The following is a 25,866-nucleotide window of genomic DNA, read 5'->3' on the forward strand; positions in this document are numbered from 1 at the left end:
GATGAGCCGCATGACAGTTCGATCACGGGCGGCGCGCGCCGTCGCTCTCGGCGGTCTCGCCGCCACGGGAGCCCTCCTCGTCGGAGCCTGCACCGTCGACGGCACACCGGTGTCCGACGGATCGACGTCCACCGAGACCGGGGCGAGCGGAAGCGACGGTTCGACGAGCACACCGTCCGGACCGTCCGTCACCTCGAACGGATCGTTCCGTGTCACTGCGGCCCCCGGACAGCCGAAGGTCATCGTCACCGTCATCGAAGACCTCGGATGCCCGGCCTGCCAGAAGTTCGAGGCCATCGTCGGGCCGACCCTCGACGGCTACGCCGACGACACCGAGGTCGCGATCGACTACAAGGTGATCTCGTTCCTCGACCGGGTCTACCCCGACCACTACTCGTCGCGCGCAGCCAATGCGTCGTACTGCGTGTGGCATTCGGGCGACGGCTCTCTGGGCTCCGCGCAGACCTGGCGCAAGTTCCAGAGCACGACGTTCGGGCGTCAGCCCACCGAAGGTGGACCCGGGCTCACCGACGATGAACTCGCCGCCATCGCGAAGCAGTCGGGCGCACCCGACGTGGCCGGCTGCATCACCGGCGGCCAGTACGCGAACGAAGTGTCGGCCACCACCGACGAGACGACGGACGACTCCGAGTTCAAGGGCACTCCGACCGTTCTGGTGAACGGCAAAGAGGTCACTGTGACGTCGGCTGCGGACGTTGAAGACGCGGTGGACGCCGCCAAACGCTGACCGACCGACGGAACCGAATGGATCGGACTGACACGATTGTCCGAGGCGTCTGTCATAAACCTCTCAGGGTGGAGCAAGTAGTCTTGCACCCGAGTACGCTTCGTCGCGCTCCCACGGACGTCGAACCCGAGCGCGGCACCACCTGCGAAGGATGAACTGTGACCCAGAATCGTCGGACCGTCGTCGACCCGCGAAAGGCTGATCGCCGTCGCTCTCTCATGTTCAAGATCGGCGCTGCTGTCGTCCTGATCGCCGTCGCCGCAGGCATCGGCATCTGGGCCGTCGTCAGTAACAGCGAAGATTCGAGCACCGGTGGCTCGGCCACCCCGACGATCGCCACCGAGGATGGCTCGATCCGAGTGTCGGCCGCGCCGAAGGGCACCCAGCCGAAGGCCGTCGTGTCGGTGGTCGAAGACTTCCAGTGCCCGGCCTGCGGTGCGTTCGAGACCCGGCAGGGTGCGACTCTCGCCGAACTGTCCAAGAACCCGAACGTCGCGATCGACTACAAGCCGATCATCTTCCTCGACCGCAGCGGCCAGACCGACTACTCGGCGAACACCGCCAACGCGTCGATGTGCGTCGCCGAAGCGAGCGGCAAGGACGGCAACATGGAGTCGTGGCTCAAGTTCCACAACCTGATGTTCACGAACCAGCAGCAGGAGGGCGGTCCCGGACCGAGCTCCGACCAGCTCCGCAAGTGGGCGGAACAAGCGGGCGTCACCGGTGTCTCCAAGTGCATCGAGGACAACCAGTTCGGCAAGTGGCTCACTGAGCAGAGCTCGACCGTCCTGAAGGACCCCGGCTTCCAGGGCACCCCGTGGGTTCGCTTGAACGGCAAGACCATCGACGCGATGGGCATGTCGCCCGAGCAGCTGACCACCGCCGTCACCGACGCCGCGAAGTAACCCGACCATGACCGACCAGGACGCCGTCGAGGCACCCGAACCGGAGACCGGAGCCACCGCCGCACCGGTCCAGGCCGCCGAGCCCGTCGACGTGCGGAGGCGCGGCAACGCGCTGACCGAGCTACGTTCGACGTCGCCGGTCGCCGCGTGGGTACTCCTCGTCGCGGGTGTGCTCGGGTTGATCGCGGCCGCGATGCTGACGATCGAACGCATCGAGCTGCTGATCAATCCCGACGCGGCGCTCTCGTGCAACTTCAACCCGATCATCTCGTGCGGGTCGGTCATGGTCACCGAACAGGGACGGTTCTTCGGATTCCCGAACCCGATCCTCGGCCTCCCTGCGTTCGCCGTCGTCATCGTGACCGCGGTCCTCGCCATCGGTCGCGTCCGACTGCCCCGCTGGTATTGGATCGGCCTGTCGATCGGCACCGCCCTCGGCTGGGTCTTCGTCCACTACCTGATCTTCCAGAGCATCTACCGCATCGGCGCCCTGTGCCCGTACTGCATGGTGGTGTGGGCGATCGTCCCGCTGATCCTGGTCCTCAGCGTCTCGCGCGCGCTGCCCGACAACAGGCTCGGCCGCTCCATCCGCGAATGGATGGGCGTCCTCCTCCCCGTCTGGTACATCGCCGTCATCGTCGCCGCCGGCGTGAAGTTCTGGGATTACTGGCAGACGCTCTTCTAGTTCGCTGTTCGAGCGTCTATTCGCTGGTCGAGCCCTTTTTATTCATTGGTCGAGCGGAGTCGAGACCCTCAACCGCACGTCAAGCGCCACACAACCACCCCGCCGGTCGAGCGGAGTCGAGACCCCGCCGCGGTTTCGACACGCCTCGTCGCTACGCTCCTCAGCGGCTCAACCAGCTACATAACCGCACGTCGAGCGGGACGCAACCACCCCGCTGGTCGAGCGGAGTCGAGACCTCAGCTGCGTACGGCGGGGGTCTCGACTCCGCTCGACCAACGAAGAAAAAGGCTCGACCAACGGAGAAGGCGGAACGTCACGCGCGCGAAGCGATCACGATCGCCAGGGCGACGATGGTCGCGTGCGGGCCGCTATGCAACGCACCAGGCAGGATCGAACCGTCGACCACTCGCAATTGACGCCAGCCGGGCACACGACCGTCGACGTCGGTCGCGGTACCGGCGGGCAACGACCCCCACGCATGTTGGGACATGCCGACCACCGGGTCGACGCGGATCGACCCCGGTTCCACCACCTCGGCGAACGCGCGATCGTTCAGCAGGTCGACGACCCGCTCGACACCGCGGGACAACCTCTCCGACGACGCGACGTCCGGCACCCCCAGATCGACAGACTCCCCGTCGAGGATCCCCGTGGTTCCAGCCATGTCGGCGATCCCGATCGGCACGCCGGTCGGCTCCAGTGACGTGAACGCGGCGAAGTCGTCGCCGTACGGCCTGATCTCCAGCCCGTCGACGTGCAGCACCGTCTGCAGTAATGCGGGTGCTCGTAACGTCGTACGCGGAGTGAAGCGGACGACCCGCTCCGCGTGCTCGTGTACGGGCAGCGGCCCGACCAAGGGCGCGACGAGACGCGCAGTTCCCAACGTTCCAGCACAGACGATGACCTCGCCCGCGTCGATCACCTCCCCTGCCGCCGTGCGGACGCCGATCACGGCGTCGCCCGACGTCACCAAGCCTGCGACCTCGACACCGGACCGGACCGTGAGCCCGGGACGGTCCACGGCATCCGACAGCACGTGCCCGGCCGTCCACCGCGCACCGTCGACCCGGTTGCTCCACACCCGATTCACGCCGTCCCTCGGCCACGGTCCGACGTTCGCGTCCGATCCGCATGCCTCCTCGAATGCGTGCGCGACGTCGCCGAGTTCGTCATCGGCGAACGCCCTCGCCCGCATCACCGCGTCGGCGTCGTCGAAGGCGGCTTCCAGTTCGGCTGCCGTCCACGGCCAGAACGTGTAGTCGTCGCGGTGACCGCGGAGGAAGTATGCGCCGTTGATCGACGACGACCCGCCGACTCCGGTGCCGCGCACGACCGGTCTGCCGCCTCGCTCCACGATCGGCACGGCGCGGTCGGGAGAGTCGATGGGGAGACGGTCGAGCGACGCGGCGAACGGCGTTCCCGGACCTCGTTCGAGGACCGTGACCCGCCGCGTCGAATCTCGGGACAGTCGTTCGGCCAGAACGCATCCCGCCGACCCCGCCCCGACGATCAGGACGTCGGGGATCATCGAGTCACCGTGAGATCACCGGCCGTAGTGCGCCGACGTCCCGGCGGCTCAGCGCACCTTGCCACAGACCAGCGCCGTAGGCGAGGTCGTCGAGTCGGCGGTAGACGGCGTAGTGCAGCGGACTCATCACCGGAGCTTCGGGGTCGAGCAGTTGGTTCCGGATCCACATCGCCGCGGCTTCGGCGATGGCGACGACCGGCAGCCAACGACGGAACCGTCGACTCACCGCGAACGCGAGCAGTGACGCCGGCCAGTAGTGGCGGAGCACCGCGGCACACGCCTGCAGCAGACCGAACCCGGCGGCCCGTGCGGTGTTCTGGGCGGCGATGGCTCGTCCGCGCGGGATGTCGCCGAGCAGGCGACGTGTGCGTCGATAGACGACGGCGAGGATCACTGCGGCGACGAGCGCACCCACCCGGCTGCGCATCATCAGTCCGATGACGGCGGCGGCCAGCGGCGCAGTCGTGACCACGGGGGCGGCGAGTTGGCCGTGCCGCATCGCGAGCTCCGCGGCGCCGGTGCCATAGAAGCGTCGCCGATCGAGCATTCCGCGCAACGACTCCCGATGATCGTGGCCGACAGCGGCGATCGGGTCGTACCGGATTCGCCAGCCGTCCTGATGCGTGCGCCAACACAGGTCGACGTCTTCGGCCACGCGCAACGTCTCGTCGAAGCCGAGGAACGCGCTGCGCCGGACGACCATTGCGGCACTCGGCACGTAGGCGATGGGGCTGCCGGGCGCGACGAGCGCTTCGCGCGGTCCCATGTCGAGGGAGGAGAAGCGGTTCGCGTACGCGGCGACTGCGGACGACTCCGGATCGGCGTCGCTGCACACCGCGCCGAGTCCGACGATGCGGGGCGCGACGAGCGCGACCGTGGGGTCGGCGAAATGTCCGAGGAGCATCGTCAGCCAACCGCTGTCGGGAACGGTGTCGGAGTCGAGGAACGCGACGAATCCGGTGGTCGCCGCGGCCACCCCGGCGTTCCGTGCTGCGGCCGGACCACGGTTGTCCTCGAAGCGGATCAGTCCGGCGCAGTCGGGCACCCGGATCGGCTCGTCCGACGCATCGTCGACGATGATCACTGATACGTCGGTGAGCGCGGCGAGCAGTCGGTCGACGCCTGACTGGTTTCCATGCACGGGGACCACGACGGTCACATCGGAGACGTCCGGGCCCGACATGGGGCGCGGATGCGCGATCCCCGCGTCGAGCAGCCTGCGTGCGAGTACCTGGGTTCCGTTGTCGTGGACCGCGATTCGGCCGTCTCCGGAGGTCATGCCCAACGCCGGGTCGGACAGTTTCATCACCCGCAGCGGCGACCCGCCGACCAGGTAGCGCAGGTTTCCGCCCCGCGCGCACCGCGGATCGATCTGCACCTGGAACCCTGCCGGCAACGTCGACGACGCAGGTCCGGTCGCGCCTGCGTTCACACGAGCCGCCCGTCGTCGCGCACCGTCCACGTATGCAGTGACGTCGCGAGCGATTGCGTTCGCGACGCGAGCATCGCTGCGCCGCGGTCGGCGTCGGCCGTCGTCGGATCACCCAGGACGCCGTTGGGGCTGACCGCGGCGACGCCGCCCGCCCGCAGATCGTCCATCAGTTCGGCGATCGGCGCGGTGGCCCCGGCCTCGACCGCATCGACTCGGACGTCGTCAGGGCTCGTCGACAGGAGCACTGAGGTCTCGGTGTCGCCCGCGTGCGCGTCGGCGCCGGGAAACACGCACGGCCACCAGGCGGCGTCGCGGCCCTCGTACCGAAGGAGGCGGACCGCGGATGCGAGCGCGACTGCATTGCCGCCGTGCCCGTTCACGAACACCACGCGCGAGGCCCACCGGCACACGCTGCGGCCGTATTCGACGATCACGAGCTCGAGTACCTCGGCGCCGATCGACACGGTGCCGGGAAATCCTTCGTGTTCGCCGGACGCGCCGTACGCGATGGTCGGCGCCAGCAGGACGTCGATCTCGTCGGCACCAGATTGGTCGGCCCCAGATCGGTCTGCCGCAGACTGGACGGCGCGCGCAGCGAGCTCGGCGGCGATCCGTCCGTCAGTATCGACGGGCAGATGCGGTCCGTGCTGTTCGACGGCCCCGACCGGCACAACGATCGTCAGGTCTCTGTCGATCAGATCGCGCCATACCCGGGCCCCTAAAGCGAGCGCAGGGGTCATTCCGGTAACCCTACCGAGGAGTTCGTCGCAGCCATAGGCCAGTCACCCTTTTCGATGCCGCCAACCCGAGGCGTTACACGAATGCGATGTGTGTAATGCTGGCTGGGAGTAGGTGATTCAGCACACGCCGATATTGCAGAAGGATTTTCATGTCTACGACGACTGATCGCACCCCGTCGGGCCGTTCCGGCCCTCTGTCCTCCGTACGCGTCATCGAGTTCGCGGGCATCGGTCCGGGACCGCACGCTGCGATGCTTTTGGCCGACCTCGGCGCCGACGTCGTCCGCGTCCAGCGCCCCGGCGAACTCCCTGATCCGAACCGCAACGCCGACGCTCTCCTGCGCGGCCGCCGCGTCGTCGAGGCGAACTTGAAGAACCCGTCCGACCGCGAGACGATCCTGAATCTCATCGCTAAGGCCGACGTCGTTCTCGAGGGCTTCCGACCCGGCGTCATGGAGCGTCTCGGTTTCGGTCCGGACGATCTCGCGAAGGTCAACGACAAGCTGATCTACGGCCGGATGACCGGATGGGGCCAGGAAGGTCCGCGCGCCGAGCTCGCGGGCCACGACATGAACTACATCTCGCTGACCGGGATGCTGCACGCGATCGGCCGCACCGAGGAGCGCCCGACTCCGCCGTTGAACCTCGTCGGCGACTTCGGCGGCGGCTCGATGTTCCTCGTCATGGGCGTGCTCGCCGCCCTCGTCGAGCGGAGCGTCTCCGGTAAGGGCGAAGTGATCGACGCCGCGATGGTCGACGGCGCATCGGTTCTCGGACAGATGATGTGGGCGTTCCGCGGCACCGGCCTGTGGCAGGACAAGCGCGGCGCCAACTTGCTCGACACCGGAGCCCCGTACTACGAGGTGTACGAGACGTCGGACGGCAAGTGGATGGCCGTCGGCGCCATCGAACCGCAGTTCTACGCGGAACTCCTCAACAGGCTGGGACTGGACGCAGAGTCGCTCCCGGGCCAGAACGACGTCTCGAAGTGGGACGAGTTGAAGCAGACGTTCACCGACACGTTCAAGACGAAGACCCGCGATGAGTGGGCCGCGATCTTCGACGGCACCGACGCGTGCACCTCGGCGATCCTCGACTGGAACGAAGCACCGAAGGATCCGCATCTCGCCGCCCGCGGCACCATCGTCGAGATCGACGGTGTCACCCAGGCTCAGGTCGCTCCCCGCTTCTCCCGCTCGACCACCGCCACTCCCGAAGGCCCCGCCCGCACCGCGACCGATCCCGCAACGCTCTGGCAGGACTGAGTCCTTTTCCCGTTGGTCGAGCGGAGTCGAGACCCCCGCTCTACGCACCAGGGTCTCGACTTCGCTCGACCAGCGTGGTGGGCGAGCACCGCCGTCCGGCACGTCTGCACATCGAGCGACACCGCAACCCCGCTGGTCGAGCGGAGTCGAGACCTCGCACAACACGGCTAAGGGTCTCGACTCCGCTCGACCAACGGGGGGGGCACGCGGTACGCGGGTCTCGACGTCGCTCGACCAGCGTGGTGGCGAGCACCGCCGTCCGGCACGTCTACGCGTCGAGCGACACCGCATCCCCCGTTGGTCGAGCGGAGTCGAGACCTCGCACGACGCAGCGAGGGGTCAGACCTTCGACGACCCCATATCGATCTGGAACTCGGCGCCGGTGACTGCCTTGGCGGTGGCCAAGTAGAGGACGGCATCGCTGAGGTCGTCGACACTGGCGATCGGATAGTGATCCATCATCGACGGGAAGTGGCGGCCCCACGTTTCGAACGCTTCGAACGCCGCCGTGTCTTCGGTTCCCATCGGGGTGTGCACCGCGTACGGGTGCACCGAGTTGACGCGGATGTGTTTGTCGCCCAATTCTTTCGCCACGGTCTGCGTGATTCCACGCAGGGCGAACTTAGACGCCGAGTAGCCAACCTGGGCGGGCATCGCCTTGAGGCCCGCACACGACGACACCACGGTGATGCTGCCCCCGTTGTCGGCTTCGAGCATCGCGGGGATCGCGGCCTTGAGCGTCTTCCACGTGCCGACGACGTTGACGTCGACGAGATCCGTGAACTGCTCTTCGGTCTGTTCCCACGACAGACCCCACGTCAGGATGCCTGCGTTCGCCACGACGTGGTCGAGGCGGCCGAACTGCTCCACGCCGTCGGCGACGAGCTGCTGCTGGAACTCCAGATCGCGAGTGTCTCCGCGGCGGGCCAAGATCTTGCCGCCTGCCTCCTCGACGAGTCGGACCGTCTCGGCGAAGTCGTCGGCCGTCGCAGGCGGATACGTCATGTGGTCGGCAACGCGTTCGGCGATGTCCATCCCGATGACGGAGGCGCCCTCCCGCGCGAAACGCAACGCGTGGTTACGGCCCTGACCGCGGGCGATACCTGTGATGTAGACGACCTGACCGTCGAACTGTCCCATTGACGAACGCCTTTCTGGAGCACTCGGTGAATTCCCGAACTGTAACATGTTCTAATTCGTCGAACCCAGCTCCCCCGCGACGATCACACGCCCGCGTACAACGCGCCCAACGCCATCGCGGTCAACAGTTCGCCAAGCGCGGCATCGGGATACCGGGGCAGCCGGGGCGACGAGTTGAGAAGGCCGAACCCTGCGTGGACTCGCACCCGAGCCTCGTCGCGCGTGAGGCCGCGGACGGCCTCGACCAGCACGTCCACCCACCGTTCGACATAGCGGCGCTGCAGCGATCGGACGGTGCGGTTGGCCTCCGGCGTCATCGACGTGAGATCACGGTCCTGCACGGTGATCAGATCGGGTTTGGTGACCAAGACGTCGATGTGGAACTCGATGAGGCGCATCAGGACGTCGGCCGGCGCACCACCCTCGGCGACGACGGCCTCGCCGCCCGAGTGCAGGCGTTCGCTGATGTCGAGAAGCATCTGGTCGAGGAGATCGATCTTCGACTTGAAGTGCCGATACATCGCCGGACCGCTGACACCTGCCTCGGCCCCGATGTCCTCCAGACGCACGGCAGCGAAACCCCTGCGCGCCATCTGCCGGGCCGCCGCTGCGATGAGTTCGGCCCGTCGAGCGGCCTTGGCCTGCGACCGACGCGTGCCCGGAAGGGCTGCGGACCCGGTGACCGCAGCGATTTCGGAACGCTCAGACACGGCCGCTCCTCGCGAAGATCGTAGGGTTCGTCGCCTCGAACTGTAACCCGGCGGCCGCGGTCATCCGGCGTAGACCACCCTCGTCCATAGGACGAGATCCTGCAACGACCGCCTGCGGGGCGAGAGGCCCACCCACGCCAACCCGACGGGGAACAAGACGCAGAACACCGCACGTAGGAACAGTCGCGGCACCCGCACTCGTCCACCCTTCGAGTTCGAGACCCGCAGCCCGAGTACCGCATACCCCACCGACCGCTCGGTGATCGACCAGCACGCGAAGAGGTACACGACGCAGGCGACGAAGAACCCCGTCGTCGTGAAGATCCACGGCACCTCCGGGAAGGTGAAGGTCCTGGCGTCGAAGGCGAACTTCACGAAGGCGACGGTGAGATAACCGCCGCCCATCAACACGAGCACCACGACGAGGTCGACGACCGCCGCCATCGACCGGCTGACGATCCCGGCATCGCGCAGGGGCCGGGCCGAATCACTCATCACGCGGCCGTCGCCTCAGCATCCGTCCGACGATGTTGTCGACGGCGTCGTCGGCACGTTCGCTGCCGCTGCGGACGTCGGAGATCATCTCGGTCGTGACTGTGGTGCTCGCGCCGCGCACCATCGACGAGACGTCGACGCCGTCGAGCAGGTCGTTCAGGTCGACGCGGTCGAGGAGCGCATCCAGATCGAGGTCGTTCAGGAGCGCGTTCAGATCGATGCGGGCCATGAGTCGCGGCAGATCGATGGCGTCGAGCAGGCGGTTCACGTCGACTCTCGCGATCACGGCGTCCACGTCGATCGCATCCACGATCCGGGCCACATCAATGGCGCCGATTACTCTGTTCACGTCCAGACCGTCGACGACCCGGTTCACGTCGAGCGCGTCGACGACCCGGTCGAGATCTACGCCGCGCAACAGGACGTCGGTCAGATCGATCTCCTCGGTGAGGTACATGATGGCCTCTGAGAGCACGAAACGGACCGTCGTACCGGGCAACGCGACTGCCCGACGGACGGCGCCTTCGACCAGAGTCCGGATCATTGATCGATCATGCCAGAAATGCGCGACGCCCCGGTACCGCGTGCGGACCGGGGCGTCGCGAGGAAGTACTGACTCTCGACTTACAGTGCTTCGTAAAGCTCCCGTGCGAGTCGAGCGGTCTCGCTCGGCGTCTTGCCGACCTTGACGCCCGCAGCCTCGAGGGCCTCCTTCTTGGCCTGCGCGGTGCCCGCGCTGCCGGAGACGATCGCGCCTGCGTGACCCATCGTCTTGCCTTCGGGGGCGGTGAAGCCCGCGACGTACCCGACGACCGGCTTGGTGACGTTGGCCTTGACGTACTCAGCCGCACGCTCCTCGGCGTCGCCGCCGATCTCACCGATCATGACGATCAGCTTGGTCTCGGGGTCGTTCTCGAACGCCTCGATCGCATCGATGTGCGTGGTACCGATGACCGGGTCGCCGCCGATGCCGATGGCGGTCGAGAATCCGAGGTCACGGAGCTCGTACATCATCTGGTAGGTCAGGGTGCCCGACTTGGAGACCAAGCCGATCGGACCCTTGCCCGTGATGTTGTTCGGGGTGATGCCGACGAGGGCCTCACCCGGCGTGATGACGCCCGGGCAGTTCGGACCGATGATGCGGGTCTTCTCGCCCTTCTCCACGTTGTAGGCCCAGGCGTACGCCGAGTCCTGCACGGGGATGCCCTCGGTGATGACCACGAGCAGCGGGATCTCCGCGTCGATGGCCTCGACGATCGCGTCCTTGGAGAACACGGGCGGGACGAAGGCGATCGACGTGTCGGCGCCGGTCTTCTCCATCGCCTCGGCGACGGAGCCGAAGACGGGGAGCTCGACGTTATTGCCGTCAGCGTCCACGTGCGAGACGGTGGTCCCAGCCTTGCGCGCGTTGACGCCGCCGACGACATTGGTGCCCGCCTTGAGCATCAGTGCGGTGTGCTTGGTGCCCTCGCCGCCGGTGATGCCCTGGACGATGACCTTGTTGTTCTTGTTCAGGTAGATCGACATATGTTCCGGCTCCTACTTGCTCGCCAGCTCGGCGGCCTTGTCGGCGCCGGCATCCATGGTCTCCGCCAGGGTCACCAGCGGGTGGTTGGCGTCGGCCAGGATCTTGCGACCCTCTTCGACCTTGTTGCCGTCCAGGCGGACGACGAGCGGCTTGCTCGCGGCGTCGCCCAGCTTGGCGAGTGCGCCGACGATGCCGTTGGCGACCGCGTCGCATGCGGTGATGCCACCGAAGACGTTCACGAAGACGCTCTTGACCTGCTCGTCACCGAGGATGACGTCGAGGCCGGCAGCCATGACGTCGGCCGATGCGCCGCCGCCGATGTCCAGGAAGTTGGCGGGCTTGACGCCACCGTGGTTCTCGCCCGCGTATGCGACGACGTCCAGGGTCGACATGACCAGACCTGCACCGTTGCCGATGATTCCGACCTGTCCGTCGAGCTTGACGTAGTTGAGGTCGTTCTCCTTGGCCTTGAGCTCAAGGGGATCGGTCGCGTCCTTGTCGGCGAACTCGGCGTGGCCGGGCTGGCGGAAGTCGGCGTTCTCGTCGAGCGTGACCTTGCCGTCGAGGGCGAGGATCTCGTCGTCCGGGGTGCGGACCAGCGGGTTGACCTCCACGAGGCTGGCGTCTTCGTTGATGAAGACCTCCCACAGCTTCTGGATGGTCACGGCTGCGGCGTCGAGGACCTCGGCGGGCAGGTGCCCGGCCTCGGCGATCTCACGCGCGAACGCGACATCGACGCCCTTGACGGCGTCCACGGCGATGCGGGCCAGCCTGTCGGGCTTGGTCGCAGCGACCTCTTCGATCTCCATGCCGCCTTCCACCGAGCACATGGCCAGGTAGGTGCGGTTGGACCGATCGAGCAGGAACGAGATGTAGTACTCCTCGGCAATGTCGCTGGCTTCTGCGACGAGAAGCCTCTTGACGACGTGGCCCTTGATATCGAGCCCGAGGATGTTTTCGGCGTGTGTCTGTGCGTCATCGGGGGTTGCGGCGTACTTGACGCCACCCGCCTTGCCGCGTCCGCCGACCTTGACCTGCGCCTTGATCATGACGGGCTTGCCGATTTCCTCGGCGATAGCTCGTGCATCAGCAGCAGTATCGGTCACCCGACCCGGTGTGGTGGGTACCCCATGCTTGGCGAACAGTTCCTTCGCCTGGTATTCGAAGAGATCCATTCAGCTCACCATCTGAAGTAAGTTTCGTCCGCTTCGGTGTAACGCGGACCATAACGGACTGTAATCCTGTTGCCGTCGTCGCCTCACACTCGGTGCCGACCTTGTGCCCCATCTCACTCGGTCGTCGCGCAAGGTGGACTTAAGACGGACTCTTGGTTACCGTCAACTGGGTTGGTAACAGGATGGTCACAGGACCAGGCACGATATGAGGTGAGCAGACGGTGGCAGTTGGTAGCGCGATGCGCTCGGAGACCCTCACTCCTCCACCGGTCGATCAGCCCGCAACCCGTGACATCCCGCTTCCGTCTCGCCGACTCCGCATCGGCCTCGGCTCCGAGCCGCTGGACTCCGCTGTCTCGACCTCCGAGATCCCCGTCGCCGCCGACGAGGTCCCCGCGACGCAGGGCGCTGTAGTTCCGTCCGGCCCGAAGCCCGTATCCGGTGGACGCCACCGTCTTGCCGCGCCGTCGTCCGCGCTGAAAGCGCGCACCGCGCTCGTCGCGATGGCCGCAGGCGCCGGCGCGTTCGCCCTCGCCGGACCCAGCATCGACCAGGCCAAGCCCGCTCCGGAACCGGCCCCCGAGCCGCAGGTCGCCTCCGACGTCGCGCTCGCCGCATCCGGCACCGGCGACGACCTCGGACCGGGCGTCGCGGCATCGCTCCCCGAATCGGACATGAGCGTGTTCGACGATCAGCTCCCACAGGGCACCAAGATCGCCAAGAAGAAAGAAGCGGCCCGCCAGGCAGCACTCAAGCCTGAGGTGACGAGCCCGCTCCCCATGGGGACCTACGACTTGACCTCCGCGTTCGCTCCGCGCTGGGGCGCCTTCCACGGCGGCATCGACCTGGCCGCTCCGCTCGGCACCCCGATCCACGCCGCGACCGACGGCGTCGTCGTCGAAGCCGGACCGGCTTCCGGTTACGGCAACTGGGTGCAGCTCAAGGCCCCCGACGGCACGGTCACGATGTACGGCCACATGTCGTCGTCGGGCGTGCAAGTCCAGAAGGGCGACAAGGTGACCGCGGGCGACATCATCGCACTCGTCGGCAGCGAAGGCTTCTCCACCGGACCGCACTGCCACTTCGAGGTGTGGAAAGACGGGAAGATGAAGGTCGACCCCGCCGTCTGGCTCGCCTCCAAGGGCGTGCGCCTCTCCGCTCTGCACTAGTTTTTCGCTCGCTGATCGGGCCCTCCCCGCCGATCGAGCCCTTCGACTCCGCTCAGGAGAACCGGGGTCGAGATCCTCACCAGGTTTCGACACGCCTCGTCGCTAGCGCTCCTCGACGGCTCAACCAACTACACGGGCAGCGCTTACAAAGGCCGCGACCCGCGGCACCTCAACCAGGCAAAAGGCCCTTACAGCTTCTCGCCCGGCAGTCCGCCTGCGGTCATCAGCGTGACTCGGCCGACGCTGCCGCCGAAGTCGAAGGTGATCCGCTCGGTGATTCCGGTGCCCTCTTTCGCAACGGCCTTGCCCATCCCGAATTTGGGGTGATTCATGCGGTCGCCGATGTCGTAGTGCACGGCCGTGTTGCGCGGGCGAGCGCGACCGGAGTCGCCGAACGACGAACCGCCGAACGAACTGCTTCCGCCGCTCGAATACCCGAACGCACCGCCCCGTGATTCACGGGGTGCGCGACGCGGCTCGGTGCGTCGCCAATCGATGAGATGTTGCGGGATCTCTTGCAGGAAGCGCGATTCCGGGTTCGACACCGGCTGCCCCCACGACGCGCGCGACATCGCGCGTGTCAGGTAGAGGCGCTGCCGAGCCCGGGTGATGCCGACGTAGGCGAGGCGTCGTTCCTCGCTGAGCTCGTTCGGATCCCCGAGCGCGCGCATGTGCGGGAAGTGCCCGTCCTCCCACCCGGTGACGAACACGACCGGGAACTCGAGACCCTTCGCGGTGTGCAACGTCATCATCGTGACGACGCCGTCGCCTTCGTCGGGAACCTGGTCGGCGTCGGCGACGAGCGAGACCTTCTCCAGGAACGCCGCCAGCGACCCGGGCTCGGGCTCCCCGTCCTCCGCGGGCGTCGGAGCCTCGGGATCGGGCTCGACGTCCTCCTCGTCGCGCTGAGCGGCCTCCACACTGAAGTCGCGGGCGACGGCGACGAGTTCGTTGATGTTGTCCAGGCGCGCCCCGTCCTGCGGGTCGTTGGACGATTCGAGCTCGTCCCGATATCCGGAGCGGTCGATGATCGCGTCGACGAGGTCGCCGATGTCCGCGCCCTCGGTCGTGGCGTCGGCGACGGCTTCGTCACCTGCGCCGAATGCCATCAGGAAATCGCTGCGGAGCCCTTCGATGAGTTGGACGAACCCGGTGATCTGCTTGACGGCTCGCGTGTTGAGGAGTGCGACCCGGTTCTCGGTGGCGTCCAGGAGCCCTTGATAGAAGCTGACGCCGAGGTTCTCGGCGTGGACAGCGACGCAGGCTTCGGCGCGGTCGCCGATGCCGCGGCGCGGCGTGTTGAGGATGCGGCGCAGGCTCACCTGGTCGTCGGGGTTGGAGACCACGCGCAGGTAGGCGACGATGTCGCGGACCTCTTTGCGCTCATAGAACTTGGTCCCGCCGACCACCTTGTACGGCATGCCGTGCCGGACGAACACTTCTTCCAACGCTCGCGATCCGGTGTTGGTCCGGTAGAACACCGCGATGTCGGAGTACGTGTGGCTGGCCGAGCCGCCGATCGAATAGTCGACGAGCTGCTCGATCTCCTTGGCGATGAAAGCGGCCTCGTCGCGGTCGGAGTCGGCGACGTATCCGGTGATGAGCTCGCCGTCGCCGGAGTCGGTCCACAGCCGCTTCTCCCGACGCCCGGTGTTGCGCGAGATGACGGAGTTCGCCGCCGACAGGATGGTCTGCGTCGACCGGTAATTCTGTTCGAGCAGGATGGTCTCGGCGTCCGGATAGTCGCGCTCGAACTCTTCGATGTTGCGGATCGTCGCACCGCGGAACGCGTAGATCGACTGGTCGGCGTCACCGACGACGCACAGGCCGGACGGCTCGACGCCCGCCTCGCTTGTCTCGTACCCCACGAGTTCGCGCACGAACATGTACTGGGCGTGGTTGGTGTCCTGGTACTCGTCGACGAGCACGTGACGGAAGCGTCGACGGTAGTACTCGGCGATCTCGGGGTGACGCTGCAGCAGCGACACCGTCTCGCCGATCAGGTCGTCGAAGTCGAAGGCGTTGGCCGCGGCGAGACGACGCTGGTATTCGGCATAGATCTCGGTGATCGTCAGCGCCGTCGGATCGGGCTGCTCTTCCGCGGAGACCTGCGCGGCGGCCTCGTCCGGCTCGACGAGTTCGTTCTTGTAGTTGGAGATCACGGTGCCGACGCCGCGCGGACTGAACTTCTTCGGGTCGAGTCCGAGGTCGCGGACCACCATCCCGAGAAGTCGTCGGGAGTCGTCGGCGTCGTAGATCGAGAAGTTGGAGTTGCGGTTGCCGAGCAGCGCCGACTGCGCGCGGAGAATCCGCACGCACGTCGAGTGGAACGTCGACACCCACATGTAGGCGGCGCGCGGTCCGACGAGGTCGATGACACGCTCGCGCATCTCGGCGGCAGCCTTGTTGGTGAACGTGATCGCCAGGATCTGGCCCGGTGTCACGTCCCGTTCGGCCAGCAGGAACGCGATGCGGCGAGTCAGCACCGCGGTCTTCCCCGATCCCGCGCCGGCGACGATCAGCAGCGGCGCACCGAGGTGGACGACCGCTGCCCGCTGCTGCGGGTTGAGCCCGTCGAGCAACTCCCGACCACGGTCGGTGAGATCGGTGTCGGCGGTGGCGAGGGCAGAAGTATTCGAGGAGTTCATCGCCTAGTCAGGCTACCCGCGGGGTCCGACACGGCAGGCGTCCCGGGGTCGTCACGGGGCCAGTCCGGCCATGACCGGAAGGCCGACCCGACCTTCGCCCGTGTGCAGCCGAAGCCCCGGGGTGACGGGGCGGATCTGAACAGCGTCGCCGTGGCCGGTCAGCTGCGCGTAGACGACGTGCAGCCCCGACTGGACGGGGATGCGCAACGCCTCGCCGCCGTCCAGCCGTAGTTCGATCTCGCCGTCGCGGTCGGCGCAGTAGCTGATCTGCAGCGTCCACTGGACGTCGATGAGTGGTCCGTCGAGCGGAACCCGTACCGGCCCGGTGATTCCGGGCTTGCGACAGGAGCCCTCGCTGGGCTCCATGGTCCTCGAGCGGGTCACGCTGCCCTGGACCGCTTTGCCGGTCGGGTCGAGGACGACGAGGTCGTCGGTGTACGAGCCGAACTCGGGTCGATCGGGCAGTCGCCCGAAGATACGGCTGATCTGATTGTCCGGGTAGGTCACGGGGAGCAGGATCTCCAAGGGGACCGACTGGTCGAACATGGTGCGGCCCGCGTTGTCCTTCATCGCCTGCCGCGCGTTGGCCAGATAGTCGGACGTCGGATCGTCGCGCCACGTGGTGGAGAATGCGCTCGTCGCGATCATCGACGAGATCACCAGCAGAACAGCGCCGACGGCGACGACGATCGCCGGGCGACGGTCCGGTTCGGCAGGCACCGCGTGCGTGCCGGTGCTCGCCGGGGCCGCAGCGATGAACGCGAACGCGATCGTGATGACGAGGGCCGTGTCGGGCAGGTAGCGCATCGTCTGCGCGAGTTCGAGGGCGGTGTTCTCGCCCGAGCGGTTCCACATGACGGGGATCTGCGCGACGACCGCGTAGATCGCTGCGCACACCCACACGGCGACGACGCCGCGTCGAGCGCGGACCGTCGCGACCACGAGCACCGCGATCACCACCCAGCCGAGGACGATCATCCACACGGGAGCGAACCCCATCGGCGGCGACGGCACCCACCGCTCCCAATGCCACGGTCCGCCGACCATCGCCGGGACGATCGCGTCGTTCACACTCCGCCACACCAGGTGCGCGGCCTGCGAGATCGAATGACTTCCCGTGGTCGCGGTGGTCGTCGCGAGGAACAGGACCGCCCAGGCGACGAACACCACGGCGAGCACCGCCCACAGCCGGCGAGCCCGCATGAACGCGACGGTCAGCGGCGAAGTCCGGAAGTCGGCGGCCTGCTCCTCGTACTTGTTCGTCGGACGGCGAGCGGCCAGCACCGCGGCGACGAACGCGACCGGCAGGATCAGCAACGACTTCTCGAAGAACGCGAGAGCCACCACGAAGGCGATCGCAGCGCACACGACGAGCCGAGTGCGACGCGCACCCGTCACATCGTCGCGCACGAGCAGTACGACGGTGCCGACGATGTACGCGAGCGCGGCCTGCATCGGCAATGTGTTGAGGCCCGCGGCCCACCACACGTATGCGCTGATCGTCATCGGCACGAACAGGTAGAAGGCGAATGCTGCGAGAGCGCCGACTCCGGCACGCGGCGCGATGATCCGGATCATCCGCCACACCGCGAGCGACGCGATCGCCTGCAGGACGACGAGAGTCGCGGCGGGCAGCCACCACTGGATCGGGGCGATCACCGTCGACACCCCGGCCACCAGGAACGCGCCGGGCATCAGGTGCCCGTCGTGGCTGGTTCCGAGATAGTCCCAACTGAGGATCGGGTCGCTGGACGCCTGCGCGATGAGGACGAGGTCGTCCCAATAGAAGTCGCCGCGTGCGACGAGCCAGGCTCGCACGACGAGTTGCGCGACGAGGAGCGCGACGGCGATGGGAACGAGCTTGCGAGCCTGAAGCATCCCCGCATTGTCCCACCCGGCCGCCGCCGACTGTCGCCCCACGCCGGTCACACGACATACGACCGCGTGCGCGTGGCAAAATCAATCGATGTGACTGAGCCAACCGACCCGGCGGACCGGGACAGGGACACTGACGGCGGGGACACTGACGGCGGGGGAAACCCAGACAGCAGAAACACAGACAGCGGAAACACCGACACGGGAATCGAGGGCCTGAGCTCCGACGTCGCCGACCTCCCCGACGACATCGACACCCTGCGCCTGGAGATCGACCGGATGGACGCGGTCATCCTGGCTGCGATCCAGCGCCGCAGCGCCGTCTCGAAGAAGATCGGCGCCTACCGGATGGCCACCGGCGGCACGCGTCTGGTCCACAGTCGTGAGGTGAAAGTACTCGACCGCTTCTCGGCCCTCGGCTCGGAGGGGCACACCCTGGCGATGCTGCTCCTGCGGCTGGGCCGCGGACCGCTCGGACGATAGAACTCGCTAGCGCCCTCGCTGGGCGCGGTACCAGCTGACCAACGCCTCGGTCGACGAGTCGTGCGACGGCGCAGGCTCCACCTCGTCGGTGAGCACGCCGACGAGCGCGTTGGCCCGTTCCTTACCGAGCTGAACTCCCCACTGGTCGAACGGATCGATGCCCCAAACGACGGCCTTCACGAAGGTGATGTGCTCGTAGAGCGCGATGAGCTGACCGAGGACCGACGGCGTGAGACGCGGCGCGAGGATTGACGTCGACGGCCGGTTGCCCGGCATCACCATGTGCGGAATGCGCGAGGCGGGGACGTCTTCGGCGGCGATGTCGTCGGCCGTCTTCCCGAACGCGAGCACCTCGGTCTGCGCGAAGAAGTTCGCCATCAGAATGTCGTGCATGGAGCCGCCCGTCGCCCCGTCGAGGTCGTCGGTCGGCCGCGCGAAGCCGATGAAGTCCGCGGGCACCAGCCACGTCCCCTGGTGCAGCAGTTGATAGAACGCGTGCTGCCCGTTGGTTCCGGGCTCACCCCAGTAGACGGTGCCGGTCGCCGCCGTGACCGGACGCCCGCCCGCCGTGACCGACTTCCCGTTCGACTCCATCGTCAACTGCTGCAGATACGCCGGGAACCGGTCGAGATCCTGCGCGTACGGGAGCACCGCCTGCGACTGCGCCTGGAAGAAGTTCGAGTACCAGAGGCCGATCATGCCGAGCAGGACCGGCGCGTTGCGTTCCAGCGGCTGCGTGCGAAAGTGCTCGTCGACGGCGTGGAAGCCTTCGAGGAACTCGGCGAACCGTTCCCGCCCGACGGCGATCATCAGGCTCAGGCCGATCGCCGAGTCGACGGAGTAGCGGCCGCCGACCCACCCCCAGAACCCGAACATGTTGGCCGTGTCGATGCCGAACTTCGCGACTTCGTCGCCGTTGGTGCTGACCGCGACGAAGTGCTTGGCGACGACGTCGGAGTCGTCCTCGGCCACCCCGAGCCCGGCGAGCAACCAGCGTCGTGCCGCCACCGCGTTGGTGATGGTCTCCAATGTGGTGAACGTCTTCGATGCGACGACGACGAGCGTCGTCTCCGGGTCGAGGGGCTCGAGCGTGGACACGATGTCGACTGGGTCGATGTTGGAGACGAAGTGGCAGCGCAGCCCGTCCTGGCGGTAGTGGCGAAGCGCGTCGTAGGCCATCGCGGGACCGAGGTCGCTGCCGCCGATCCCGACGTTGACGACGTCGGTGATCGCGCGGCCGGTGTGCCCGACCCACGCGCCGCTCCGCACGCGCTCGGCGAACTCGCCCATCGCGTCGAGCACCGAGTGGACGTCGGCGACGACGTCCTGACCGTCGACCACCAGTGTCGCGTCCCTCGGCAGACGCAGCGCGATGTGCAGCGCGGCGCGGTCCTCCGACGTGTTGACGTGCTCGCCTGCGAACATCGCGTCGCGCTGCTCTTCCAGGCCGGCTTCACGGGCCAGACTCATCAGCAGTTCGAGCGTCTCCTCGGTGACGAGATGCTTGGAGTAGTCGATGTGCAGATCGCCAGCGTCGACGACGAGCGACGAGCCGCGCTCGGGATCCATCGCGAACAGTTCGCGGAGGTGGAGAGCGTAGACGTGCGGGTAGTGGGCGGCGAGCGCATGCCATGAGACCGTCGTCGTAATGTCGTATTCGCCGGTGACTTCGGTGTGAGAGCCCAACATGACTCAACCCTATGTGGTCGCGGCCACCTCTGCCCTTCGGAGAGGTCAGACGAGGCGGGCGCTGACCGCGTCCGGGAGGTAGCGAAGGGCCCACGAGATCGGGGTCCACGGCCACCCCGGGACGGCTGCCCGCGCGGGTTCGGCTTCGATGGCTTTCACCATCGCGGCGACACCGGTCGCGGTGTCGGTCATCATCGACGTCTTCACGCCGCGGTTGATGTCGGTCTCGATGTAGCCGGGCAGCAGCACGGTCACGACGATCCCGGTCCCTTTCAACTCCGCCTGCAGTCCCTGGCCGAGAGTGGCCAATCCAGCCTTGGACGCCGAGTAGGCGGCCTGCGCCTTGGGCAACCCGCGGACGGCGCTCATCGAGCTGACGAGGACCAGGTGACCGCTGTTCTGGGCGCGGAAGATCTCGAGCGCGGCCTCGATCTGGGTGAGGGCTCCGACCAGATTGGTCTGAACGGTCTCGATGTTGGCTGCCGCCTTGCCCGTCCCGATCGGAGCGCCTTTGCCGAGGCCTGCGTTGACGATGACGCGGTCCACACCGCCGAGCTCGTCGGCCAGCTGCCCGAACGTCGCGGGCACCGCGTCGACGTCGGTCACGTCGAGCTGCGCGACGGCGACTTCACGTGCCGACGGCGCCAGTTCGGCGGCCAACGACTCGAGGCGATCGAGGCGTCGTGCCGCCAGTCCGAGACTGCGTCCGCGGGCGGCGAACTCACGCGCCATCCCCTCTCCGAGTCCGGAGCTGGCGCCGGTGATGATGATCTTCTCGCGGGTCATAACGGCGAATATACCGATGGCGGTTGCCATATCGTGATGCGGTGATATGGGCGGTACCTCTTCTTTAGTGTGACGTACACCTGTACAAATGATTCAGACCGAACTATCCCCCGTCAGAGGACCCGACCGCGATGCGACGACTCACCCGAGCCTTCACGACCCTCACGATCAGTGCCGCGATGGCCGCAGCCGCCCTCACCGCCGGAGTCACGGCACCCCCCGCAAACGCGTCCGGCGCGTGCAGCAACTCCGGGACGGGTATCCCCCTCCCGTTCGACTTCGGCTCGCTCGGCTTCCCGCGCGGCGGCGCCGCGCAAGGTCCGCAGAAGCCGCTGCCGCACTTCGACAACGGCCGAACCAAGACCATCTCGTGGGTCACTGGCCCGCTGAGCCACAATAAGACGTTCTCGCGGTTCGGCATCTCCGGGACTGATGTGGGCGTCGCCTGGGACAACGGCCGCGGCCAGACCCTGATGGCGTTCGGCGACACCTTCGGCAACTGTCTGCGACAGGACCGCGGCTGGCGCAACAACACTCTGCTGCGCTCGACCGACTCGAGTCTGGCGAACGGTCTGACGCTGCAGCGCAGCGGATACGCCGGTCCGATGTTCGGAGCCTTCGGCTTCAGCGGCATCGAGAAGACGAAGATCCCGACGGCGGGCATCTCGATCGGCGGCAAGCAGTACGTCAACTACATGTCGGTCCGTGCCTGGGGCCCGCCGAGCCGCTGGTTCACGAACTACTCGGCGACAGCGGTGTCGTCGAACAACGGACGTAGCTGGTACACGCCGCAGAGCACCATTCGGGCGAACGTCGGACTCGACGTGCCGCTGCCCGCCGGGTGGCCGTCGGTGAACCACGTGAACCCGTTGTTCCAGCAGAGCGCGTACCTCAAGGGTGAAGGTGCCGACGCAGGCTGGGTGTACCAGTACGGCACCCCGAACGGTCGGTTCGGTGCGGCGCACATCGCCCGGTTCCGTCCCGGCGACATCCTCAATCCGGGCAAGTACCAGTACTGGACCGGCTCCCGCTGGGCAGGCGGCGCAGCGAGGCCCGCTGCGATCGTTCGCGGCCCGGTCACCGAACTCTCGGTCTCGTGGAGCCCGTACCTGAAGAAGTACGTGATGCTCGACAGCCCGAACGGCGTCAAGCTCCGCACCGCGAACCACCCGCAGGGCCCGTGGAGCCCGGGACGCCGGATCGCTCCGAGCAGCCTCGAGCTGTACGCGCCGATGATGCTCCCGTCGTCGCCCGCCCTCCGCGGCACCGGCCCCGAGCTGTACTTCAACGCCTCCCGCTGGGACGACTACAACGTCGCGTTGATCCGTACCAAGGTGCGCTAGCCCCGCCCCGCCGGTCGAGCGTCTTCTCGCCGGTCGAGCGAAGTCGAGACCCCTCCCGCTGGTCGAGCGGAGCGCCGTCCTGAGCGAGCGGAGCGAGTCGAAGGGTCGAGACCCGTCGGTCGCGACCCCTACTTCAACAACCGGGACATGCGACGGTCGGCGAGGACTTTTCCGCCGGTCTGGCAGGTCGGACAGTATTGGAACGAGCGGTCGGTGTACGACACTTCGTGCACCGTGTCGCCGCACACCGGGCAGGGCAGCCCGGTGCGGGCGTGGACGCGCAACCCGGTCCGCTTCTCGGACTTCATCTTCGCGACCTCGCGGGTCTCGAGGCGTTCGGTGGCATCGGCGAGCACCGACCGGACCGTCTCGTACAAGGTGTCGATCTGATCGTCGTCGAGCGTCTTCGCGGACGCGAACGGCGAGAGTCGGGCGGTGTGCAGGATCTCGTCGGAGTAGGCGTTGCCGACGCCGCTGATCGTCCGCTGGTCGGTGAGGACGGTCTTGAGTCGGGACGTGGTCCCGCGCAGGATGGCCGCGAACTCGTCTCGACTGACGGCCAGCACATCCGGGCCGAGAGTCGCGATGCGTTCGACGTCGGACGTGTCGCGGACGATCCACGCAGCGAGCCGCTTCTGAGTGCCTGCCTCGGTGACGTCGAAGCCCTCGCCTGGCAGCCCGCAGTGCACACGCAACGAGATGGGACTCTTGCCGCCGGGACGGGGCGGGGTCTGCGACAGCGCGTCGCTCCACCGGACCCACCCGGCACGGGACAGATGGATCACCAGGTCGATCTCAGGATCGTCTGCGGTCTCGGGGCCGGGAACGGTGCGGATCACCAGGTATTTGCCGATGCGGTCGACGGCGCTCACCGTCCGCCCGGGCAGCGCCGTGTACGGCGGGTCGGCGGTCTTCAGGACCGACAGCGATGCGACGTCGACGCGTCGGATCGGCAGGCCTGCCATGCGCGAGTCCAGGTACGCGGCGATCGCGGACACCTCGGGAAGTTCCGGCATCCCTCCAGTGTGTACTGCCATCGACGGCATGTCTGCCACCCGATGTGATTGGCTGTATGGATGCCCTCCCGCCTGTCCGACGCCGACCTCGCCGCCCATATCGCCGAGGGGGCCGGCGAGATCTTGAACGGCATCCGCCACGGAGATCTGCTCGACGGCCGACTGGTCGGCGATGCAGGCGACATGCTCGCGCAAGCGTGGATCGCGACTGTTCTGCGCTTACACCGGCCATACGACGCGGTGCTGTCGGAGGAGGCCGAGGACGTCGGCGACCGTGCGACGACGAGCCGTGTCTGGATCATCGACCCGTTGGACGGCACGAGCGAGTACTCGATGGGCACCGACAACTGGGCTGTGCACGTCGCACTGACCGTCGACGGCGTTCCCGAGGCGTCCGCGGTGTCACTGCCCGCGCAAGGCGAGGTGTTTCGCAGCGACACGGTCGACGAGGTGACCGGTCCGCTCACCCACTGTCTCGCGGTGTCACGGTACGGGCACTCGTATCACTCGGCCGCCGTCGCCGACCGGCTGAATCTGAGCGCGGTGCGGATCGGTTCGGCGGGCGCGAAGGCGATGGCCGTCGTCCGCGGCGACGCCGACGCGTACGTGCATTCGGGCGGTCAGTACGAGTGGGACAACTGTGCGCCGGTCGGCGTCGCTCTCGCCGCAGGCCTGCACTGCAGCCGGATCGACGGCCGCGACATCGTCTACAACAACCCGCAGCCGTACATGCCCGACTTCGTCATCTGCCGCAGCGAGATCGCCGACGACGTCCTCGACGCGCTGGCCAGTCCGTGGTGAGCGGGTCTCGACTCCGCTCGACCGGCGGAAAAGGGTCTCGACTCCGCTCGACCAGCGGAAAGCGTCGAGACCGTTGCTGGTCGCGCGGAGTCGAGACCCCTACCCCTTACGCAGCAGATAGATGTCCATGATCCAGCCGAGGCGTTCTCGGGCTTCGGCGCGTTTGGCGACAATCTCATCGGTCACGTCGCCGACGCGGCCGCGGACGATGATCTGGTGCTCGGTGCCGAGGTACGCGCCCCAGTAGACGATGTCGTCGGGCTGCGCCGTCTCGCGGAAGGCGAGTGACGAGTCGAGCATGACGATCTGGTTGAGGTCCGCTCCTGCGGGTGTGGCGGAGAGGCGTCGACCGGTCGTGGTGAAGATCGGCTCGCCGACGGCGTGGGCGACGATCCCGTGCGCGGCGGTCAGCGCCGACGCACTCGTCACGCCGGGGACGACTTCGACGGTCAGGTCGCGTCGTCGTGCGAGCGCGTCGGTGATGCGCAGGGTCGAGTCGTAGAGCGCGGGGTCACCCCAGACGAGGATCGCCGCAGACCCGCCGTCGGGCAGATGTTCGGTGAGGGCAGCGTCGATGACGTCGACGCGGGCGGCGTGCCAGCGTCGTACTTCGGCCTCGTAGTCGGCGGGATTCCGGTCGCGCGGCGGGTCCGGCACCGGGACGACGCGGTGTCCGTCTCGGGCGTGCGCGTCGAGCATCTGCTCTCGTACGGCGGTCAGTTCGGCGGTCCGCTGCCCTTTGTCGAGGATCAGGAACACGTCGGTGGCGGCGATCGCGTCGACGGCTTCGAGGGTGATCTGGCGGGGACCTCCCGGACCGATCCCGATGACGCGGAGGACGACGTCGCTCACGGTCGGATCTTCGCGAGCCCGTGGACGCGCGCCGTGATGTCGAGGACCATCTGACGCGGCACCAGACGCCGCAGTGCGAACACGATCGGCGCACGATTGCCCTTGGCGTAGAACGGCTTCGGATTCTGTGCGAGGGCGGCGTGGACGACGGTCTTGGCCATCGCATCACCGGAGATGCCTTTGGCCTCGTTGTCCCGGGTCGCGGCGGCGACGGTCTCGTATTCGGCGCGGTACGGGGAGTCGTCGCCGATGTGGATGGTGCGCCGGTCGCCGATGCCGGTGGCGATGGTGCCCGGCTCGACGGTGACGACGCGGATGCCGTACGGCGCGACCTCCCGGCGCAGCGCCATCGCATACCCCTTGAGCGCAGCCTTTGTCGCCGCATAGTTGGTGCGGAAGGCGACGGGGAAACTCGCGAGCATCGATCCGACCATGACGACGGTGCCGGTACCGCGTTCGCGCATGCCGGGGAGGACGGCTTTGGTCAGCGCGACGGGGCCGAAGACGTTCACCGCGAACAGGTGCTCGACGGCGTCCATCGGGGTGTCCTCGAATGCTCCCGCTGCACTCTCGCCTGCGTTGTTGATGAGGACGTCGACGTCGCCGACCTCGGCGACGCAGGTCGCGGCCGAGTCGTAGTCGGCGTTGTCCAGCCGCACATACGTCACGCCCGGGATCGGGTCCTTCACGGTGGCCGGGTTGCGGCTGGTGCCGTACACGCGGTGGCCTGCAGCCACCATCTGGCGTGCGACGTCCGCGCCGATTCCACTGCTTGCGCCGGTCACGAGGACGGTGAGCGGGCCCGAGGTCTGTGCTGTCATGGCGTCCACCGTAGTCGGCTGCCGTAGTGGAC

General features: G+C 67.4%; 24 protein-coding genes. 8 read left to right on the forward strand and 16 right to left on the reverse strand.

Going from position 1 to position 25,866, the window contains the following annotated elements:
* The first annotated feature begins 10 nt into the window (after positions 1–10).
* The 3 genes from L5G32_RS00700 (at position 11) to L5G32_RS00710 (ending at position 2,338) form a co-directional block, all read left to right on the forward strand.
* A complete protein-coding gene (locus L5G32_RS00700) occupies positions 11–748 on the forward strand; it encodes a DsbA family protein (RefSeq protein ID WP_237009092.1) in 738 nt (245 codons plus the stop codon).
* Between the two features lie 158 nt (positions 749–906).
* Positions 907–1,653, forward strand: a complete 747-nt coding sequence (locus L5G32_RS00705; protein ID WP_237009093.1) for a DsbA family protein — start codon at positions 907–909, stop codon at positions 1,651–1,653.
* 7 nt (positions 1,654–1,660) lie between these two features.
* Entirely contained in the window at positions 1,661–2,338 is a 678-nt protein-coding gene (locus L5G32_RS00710; RefSeq protein ID WP_237009094.1) for a vitamin K epoxide reductase family protein, read from the forward strand.
* Between the two features lie 313 nt (positions 2,339–2,651).
* Here the strand turns inward: L5G32_RS00710 and mftG are convergent, their stop codons facing one another.
* Genes mftG through mftE form a run of 3 tightly spaced genes read right to left on the reverse strand, consistent with a single transcriptional unit; the run spans position 2,652 to position 6,038 of the window.
* Positions 2,652–3,866, reverse strand: coding sequence for a mycofactocin system GMC family oxidoreductase MftG (gene mftG, locus L5G32_RS00715; protein ID WP_237009095.1), 1,215 nt, complete (start codon positions 3,864–3,866; stop codon positions 2,652–2,654).
* A 4-nt stretch (positions 3,867–3,870) separates the two neighbouring features.
* Positions 3,871–5,298: a mycofactocin biosynthesis glycosyltransferase MftF gene (gene mftF, locus L5G32_RS00720; protein WP_237009096.1), complete on the reverse strand. Its 1,428-nt coding sequence runs from the start codon at positions 5,296–5,298 to the stop codon at positions 3,871–3,873.
* Entirely contained in the window at positions 5,295–6,038 is a 744-nt protein-coding gene (mftE, locus tag L5G32_RS00725) for a mycofactocin biosynthesis peptidyl-dipeptidase MftE (RefSeq protein WP_237009097.1), read from the reverse strand. The genes mftF and mftE overlap by 4 nt, the downstream gene beginning before the upstream one ends.
* Positions 6,039–6,187: 149 nt before the next feature.
* On the opposite strand from mftE, the gene L5G32_RS00730 reads away from it, so the two are divergent.
* On the forward strand, positions 6,188–7,303 hold the full coding sequence (locus L5G32_RS00730; RefSeq protein WP_237009098.1) for a CaiB/BaiF CoA transferase family protein: 1,116 nt from the start codon (positions 6,188–6,190) through the stop codon (positions 7,301–7,303).
* 339 nt (positions 7,304–7,642) lie between these two features.
* Here L5G32_RS00730 and L5G32_RS00735 read toward each other — a convergent pair whose 3' ends face one another.
* The 6 genes from L5G32_RS00735 to sucC form a co-directional block, all read right to left on the reverse strand.
* The gene (locus L5G32_RS00735) at positions 7,643–8,443 is read right to left on the reverse strand and encodes a mycofactocin-coupled SDR family oxidoreductase (RefSeq protein WP_237009099.1); all 801 of its coding nucleotides are present in this window, start codon (positions 8,441–8,443) and stop codon (positions 7,643–7,645) included.
* Between the two features lie 83 nt (positions 8,444–8,526).
* Positions 8,527–9,153: a TetR/AcrR family transcriptional regulator gene (locus L5G32_RS00740; protein ID WP_237009100.1), complete on the reverse strand. Its 627-nt coding sequence runs from the start codon at positions 9,151–9,153 to the stop codon at positions 8,527–8,529.
* Positions 9,154–9,213: 60 nt separating this feature from the next.
* The gene (locus tag L5G32_RS00745; protein ID WP_237009101.1) at positions 9,214–9,648 is read right to left on the reverse strand and encodes an RDD family protein; all 435 of its coding nucleotides are present in this window, start codon (positions 9,646–9,648) and stop codon (positions 9,214–9,216) included.
* Positions 9,641–10,192, reverse strand: a complete 552-nt coding sequence (locus L5G32_RS00750; RefSeq protein WP_237009102.1) for a hypothetical protein — start codon at positions 10,190–10,192, stop codon at positions 9,641–9,643. The genes L5G32_RS00745 and L5G32_RS00750 overlap by 8 nt, the downstream gene beginning before the upstream one ends.
* An 80-nt stretch (positions 10,193–10,272) precedes the next feature.
* Complete coding sequence (sucD, locus tag L5G32_RS00755) at positions 10,273–11,175, reverse strand: succinate--CoA ligase subunit alpha (RefSeq protein WP_237009103.1); 903 nt, start codon at positions 11,173–11,175, stop codon at positions 10,273–10,275.
* A gap of 12 nt (positions 11,176–11,187) precedes the next feature.
* Complete coding sequence (sucC, locus tag L5G32_RS00760; RefSeq protein WP_237009104.1) at positions 11,188–12,351, reverse strand: ADP-forming succinate--CoA ligase subunit beta; 1,164 nt, start codon at positions 12,349–12,351, stop codon at positions 11,188–11,190.
* A 221-nt stretch (positions 12,352–12,572) separates the two neighbouring features.
* Between sucC and L5G32_RS00765 the strand changes: the two genes are divergently transcribed.
* Positions 12,573–13,520 (forward strand): M23 family metallopeptidase, encoded by a 948-nt coding sequence (locus L5G32_RS00765; RefSeq protein ID WP_237009105.1) that lies wholly within the window; start codon positions 12,573–12,575, stop codon positions 13,518–13,520.
* Between the two features lie 188 nt (positions 13,521–13,708).
* On the opposite strand, the gene L5G32_RS00770 is transcribed toward L5G32_RS00765, so the two are convergent.
* Together L5G32_RS00770 and L5G32_RS00775 are read right to left on the reverse strand one after the other, a co-directional pair.
* Positions 13,709–16,168, reverse strand: coding sequence for a UvrD-helicase domain-containing protein (locus L5G32_RS00770; RefSeq protein WP_237009106.1), 2,460 nt, complete (start codon positions 16,166–16,168; stop codon positions 13,709–13,711).
* Positions 16,169–16,219: 51 nt separating this feature from the next.
* The gene (locus L5G32_RS00775; RefSeq protein WP_308192000.1) at positions 16,220–18,088 is read right to left on the reverse strand and encodes a hypothetical protein; all 1,869 of its coding nucleotides are present in this window, start codon (positions 18,086–18,088) and stop codon (positions 16,220–16,222) included.
* A gap of 162 nt (positions 18,089–18,250) precedes the next feature.
* Between L5G32_RS00775 and L5G32_RS00780 the strand changes: the two genes are divergently transcribed.
* On the forward strand, positions 18,251–18,526 hold the full coding sequence (locus L5G32_RS00780; protein ID WP_237009608.1) for a chorismate mutase: 276 nt from the start codon (positions 18,251–18,253) through the stop codon (positions 18,524–18,526).
* Between the two features lie 6 nt (positions 18,527–18,532).
* Here the strand turns inward: L5G32_RS00780 and pgi are convergent, their stop codons facing one another.
* Together pgi and L5G32_RS00790 are read right to left on the reverse strand one after the other, a co-directional pair.
* The gene (pgi, locus tag L5G32_RS00785) at positions 18,533–20,215 is read right to left on the reverse strand and encodes a glucose-6-phosphate isomerase (RefSeq protein ID WP_237009107.1); all 1,683 of its coding nucleotides are present in this window, start codon (positions 20,213–20,215) and stop codon (positions 18,533–18,535) included.
* Positions 20,216–20,260: 45 nt separating this feature from the next.
* Complete coding sequence (locus L5G32_RS00790; RefSeq protein ID WP_237009108.1) at positions 20,261–21,001, reverse strand: SDR family oxidoreductase; 741 nt, start codon at positions 20,999–21,001, stop codon at positions 20,261–20,263.
* Positions 21,002–21,132: 131 nt separating this feature from the next.
* Here L5G32_RS00790 and L5G32_RS00795 point away from each other — a divergent pair, with 131 nt between their 5' ends.
* Entirely contained in the window at positions 21,133–22,344 is a 1,212-nt protein-coding gene (locus L5G32_RS00795) for a glycoside hydrolase family 183 protein (RefSeq protein WP_237009109.1), read from the forward strand.
* Positions 22,345–22,472: 128 nt separating this feature from the next.
* Here L5G32_RS00795 and L5G32_RS00800 read toward each other — a convergent pair whose 3' ends face one another.
* Positions 22,473–23,360: an Fpg/Nei family DNA glycosylase gene (locus tag L5G32_RS00800; RefSeq protein ID WP_237009110.1), complete on the reverse strand. Its 888-nt coding sequence runs from the start codon at positions 23,358–23,360 to the stop codon at positions 22,473–22,475.
* A gap of 60 nt (positions 23,361–23,420) precedes the next feature.
* Here L5G32_RS00800 and L5G32_RS00805 point away from each other — a divergent pair, with 60 nt between their 5' ends.
* Positions 23,421–24,161, forward strand: coding sequence for a 3'(2'),5'-bisphosphate nucleotidase CysQ (locus tag L5G32_RS00805; protein WP_237009111.1), 741 nt, complete (start codon positions 23,421–23,423; stop codon positions 24,159–24,161).
* A 99-nt stretch (positions 24,162–24,260) separates the two neighbouring features.
* Here the strand turns inward: L5G32_RS00805 and cobF are convergent, their stop codons facing one another.
* Complete coding sequence (cobF, locus tag L5G32_RS00810) at positions 24,261–25,013, reverse strand: precorrin-6A synthase (deacetylating) (RefSeq protein WP_237009112.1); 753 nt, start codon at positions 25,011–25,013, stop codon at positions 24,261–24,263.
* On the reverse strand, positions 25,010–25,834 hold the full coding sequence (locus L5G32_RS00815) for an SDR family oxidoreductase (protein ID WP_237009113.1): 825 nt from the start codon (positions 25,832–25,834) through the stop codon (positions 25,010–25,012). The genes cobF and L5G32_RS00815 overlap by 4 nt, the downstream gene beginning before the upstream one ends.
* Between the last annotated feature and the right edge of the window lie 32 nt (positions 25,835–25,866).

Source organism: Gordonia zhenghanii, from assembly GCF_021738965.1.
In the GTDB taxonomy this organism is placed as follows: Bacteria; Actinomycetota; Actinomycetes; order Mycobacteriales; family Mycobacteriaceae; genus Gordonia; species Gordonia zhenghanii.

What these genes read in the sequence shown, in the direction of transcription:
- L5G32_RS00700 (WP_237009092.1), top strand. Translation starts at nt 11, where the DNA reads ATGACAGTTCGATCACGGGCGGCGCGCGCCGTCGCTCTCGGCGGTCTC.
- L5G32_RS00710 (WP_237009094.1), top strand. Translation starts at nt 1,661, where the DNA reads ATGACCGACCAGGACGCCGTCGAGGCACCCGAACCGGAGACCGGAGCC.
- mftG (WP_237009095.1), bottom strand. Translation starts at nt 3,866, where the DNA reads ATGATCCCCGACGTCCTGATCGTCGGGGCGGGGTCGGCGGGATGCGTT.
- mftE (WP_237009097.1), bottom strand. Translation starts at nt 6,038, where the DNA reads ATGACCCCTGCGCTCGCTTTAGGGGCCCGGGTATGGCGCGATCTGATC.
- L5G32_RS00730 (WP_237009098.1), top strand. Translation starts at nt 6,188, where the DNA reads ATGTCTACGACGACTGATCGCACCCCGTCGGGCCGTTCCGGCCCTCTG.
- L5G32_RS00735 (WP_237009099.1), bottom strand. Translation starts at nt 8,443, where the DNA reads ATGGGACAGTTCGACGGTCAGGTCGTCTACATCACAGGTATCGCCCGC.
- L5G32_RS00745 (WP_237009101.1), bottom strand. Translation starts at nt 9,648, where the DNA reads ATGAGTGATTCGGCCCGGCCCCTGCGCGATGCCGGGATCGTCAGCCGG.
- L5G32_RS00750 (WP_237009102.1), bottom strand. Translation starts at nt 10,192, where the DNA reads ATGATCCGGACTCTGGTCGAAGGCGCCGTCCGTCGGGCAGTCGCGTTG.
- sucD (WP_237009103.1), bottom strand. Translation starts at nt 11,175, where the DNA reads ATGTCGATCTACCTGAACAAGAACAACAAGGTCATCGTCCAGGGCATC.
- sucC (WP_237009104.1), bottom strand. Translation starts at nt 12,351, where the DNA reads ATGGATCTCTTCGAATACCAGGCGAAGGAACTGTTCGCCAAGCATGGG.
- L5G32_RS00770 (WP_237009106.1), bottom strand. Translation starts at nt 16,168, where the DNA reads ATGAACTCCTCGAATACTTCTGCCCTCGCCACCGCCGACACCGATCTC.
- pgi (WP_237009107.1), bottom strand. Translation starts at nt 20,215, where the DNA reads ATGTTGGGCTCTCACACCGAAGTCACCGGCGAATACGACATTACGACG.
- L5G32_RS00790 (WP_237009108.1), bottom strand. Translation starts at nt 21,001, where the DNA reads ATGACCCGCGAGAAGATCATCATCACCGGCGCCAGCTCCGGACTCGGA.
- L5G32_RS00795 (WP_237009109.1), top strand. Translation starts at nt 21,133, where the DNA reads ATGCGACGACTCACCCGAGCCTTCACGACCCTCACGATCAGTGCCGCG.
- L5G32_RS00800 (WP_237009110.1), bottom strand. Translation starts at nt 23,360, where the DNA reads ATGCCGGAACTTCCCGAGGTGTCCGCGATCGCCGCGTACCTGGACTCG.
- L5G32_RS00805 (WP_237009111.1), top strand. Translation starts at nt 23,421, where the DNA reads ATGCCCTCCCGCCTGTCCGACGCCGACCTCGCCGCCCATATCGCCGAG.
- L5G32_RS00815 (WP_237009113.1), bottom strand. Translation starts at nt 25,834, where the DNA reads ATGACAGCACAGACCTCGGGCCCGCTCACCGTCCTCGTGACCGGCGCA.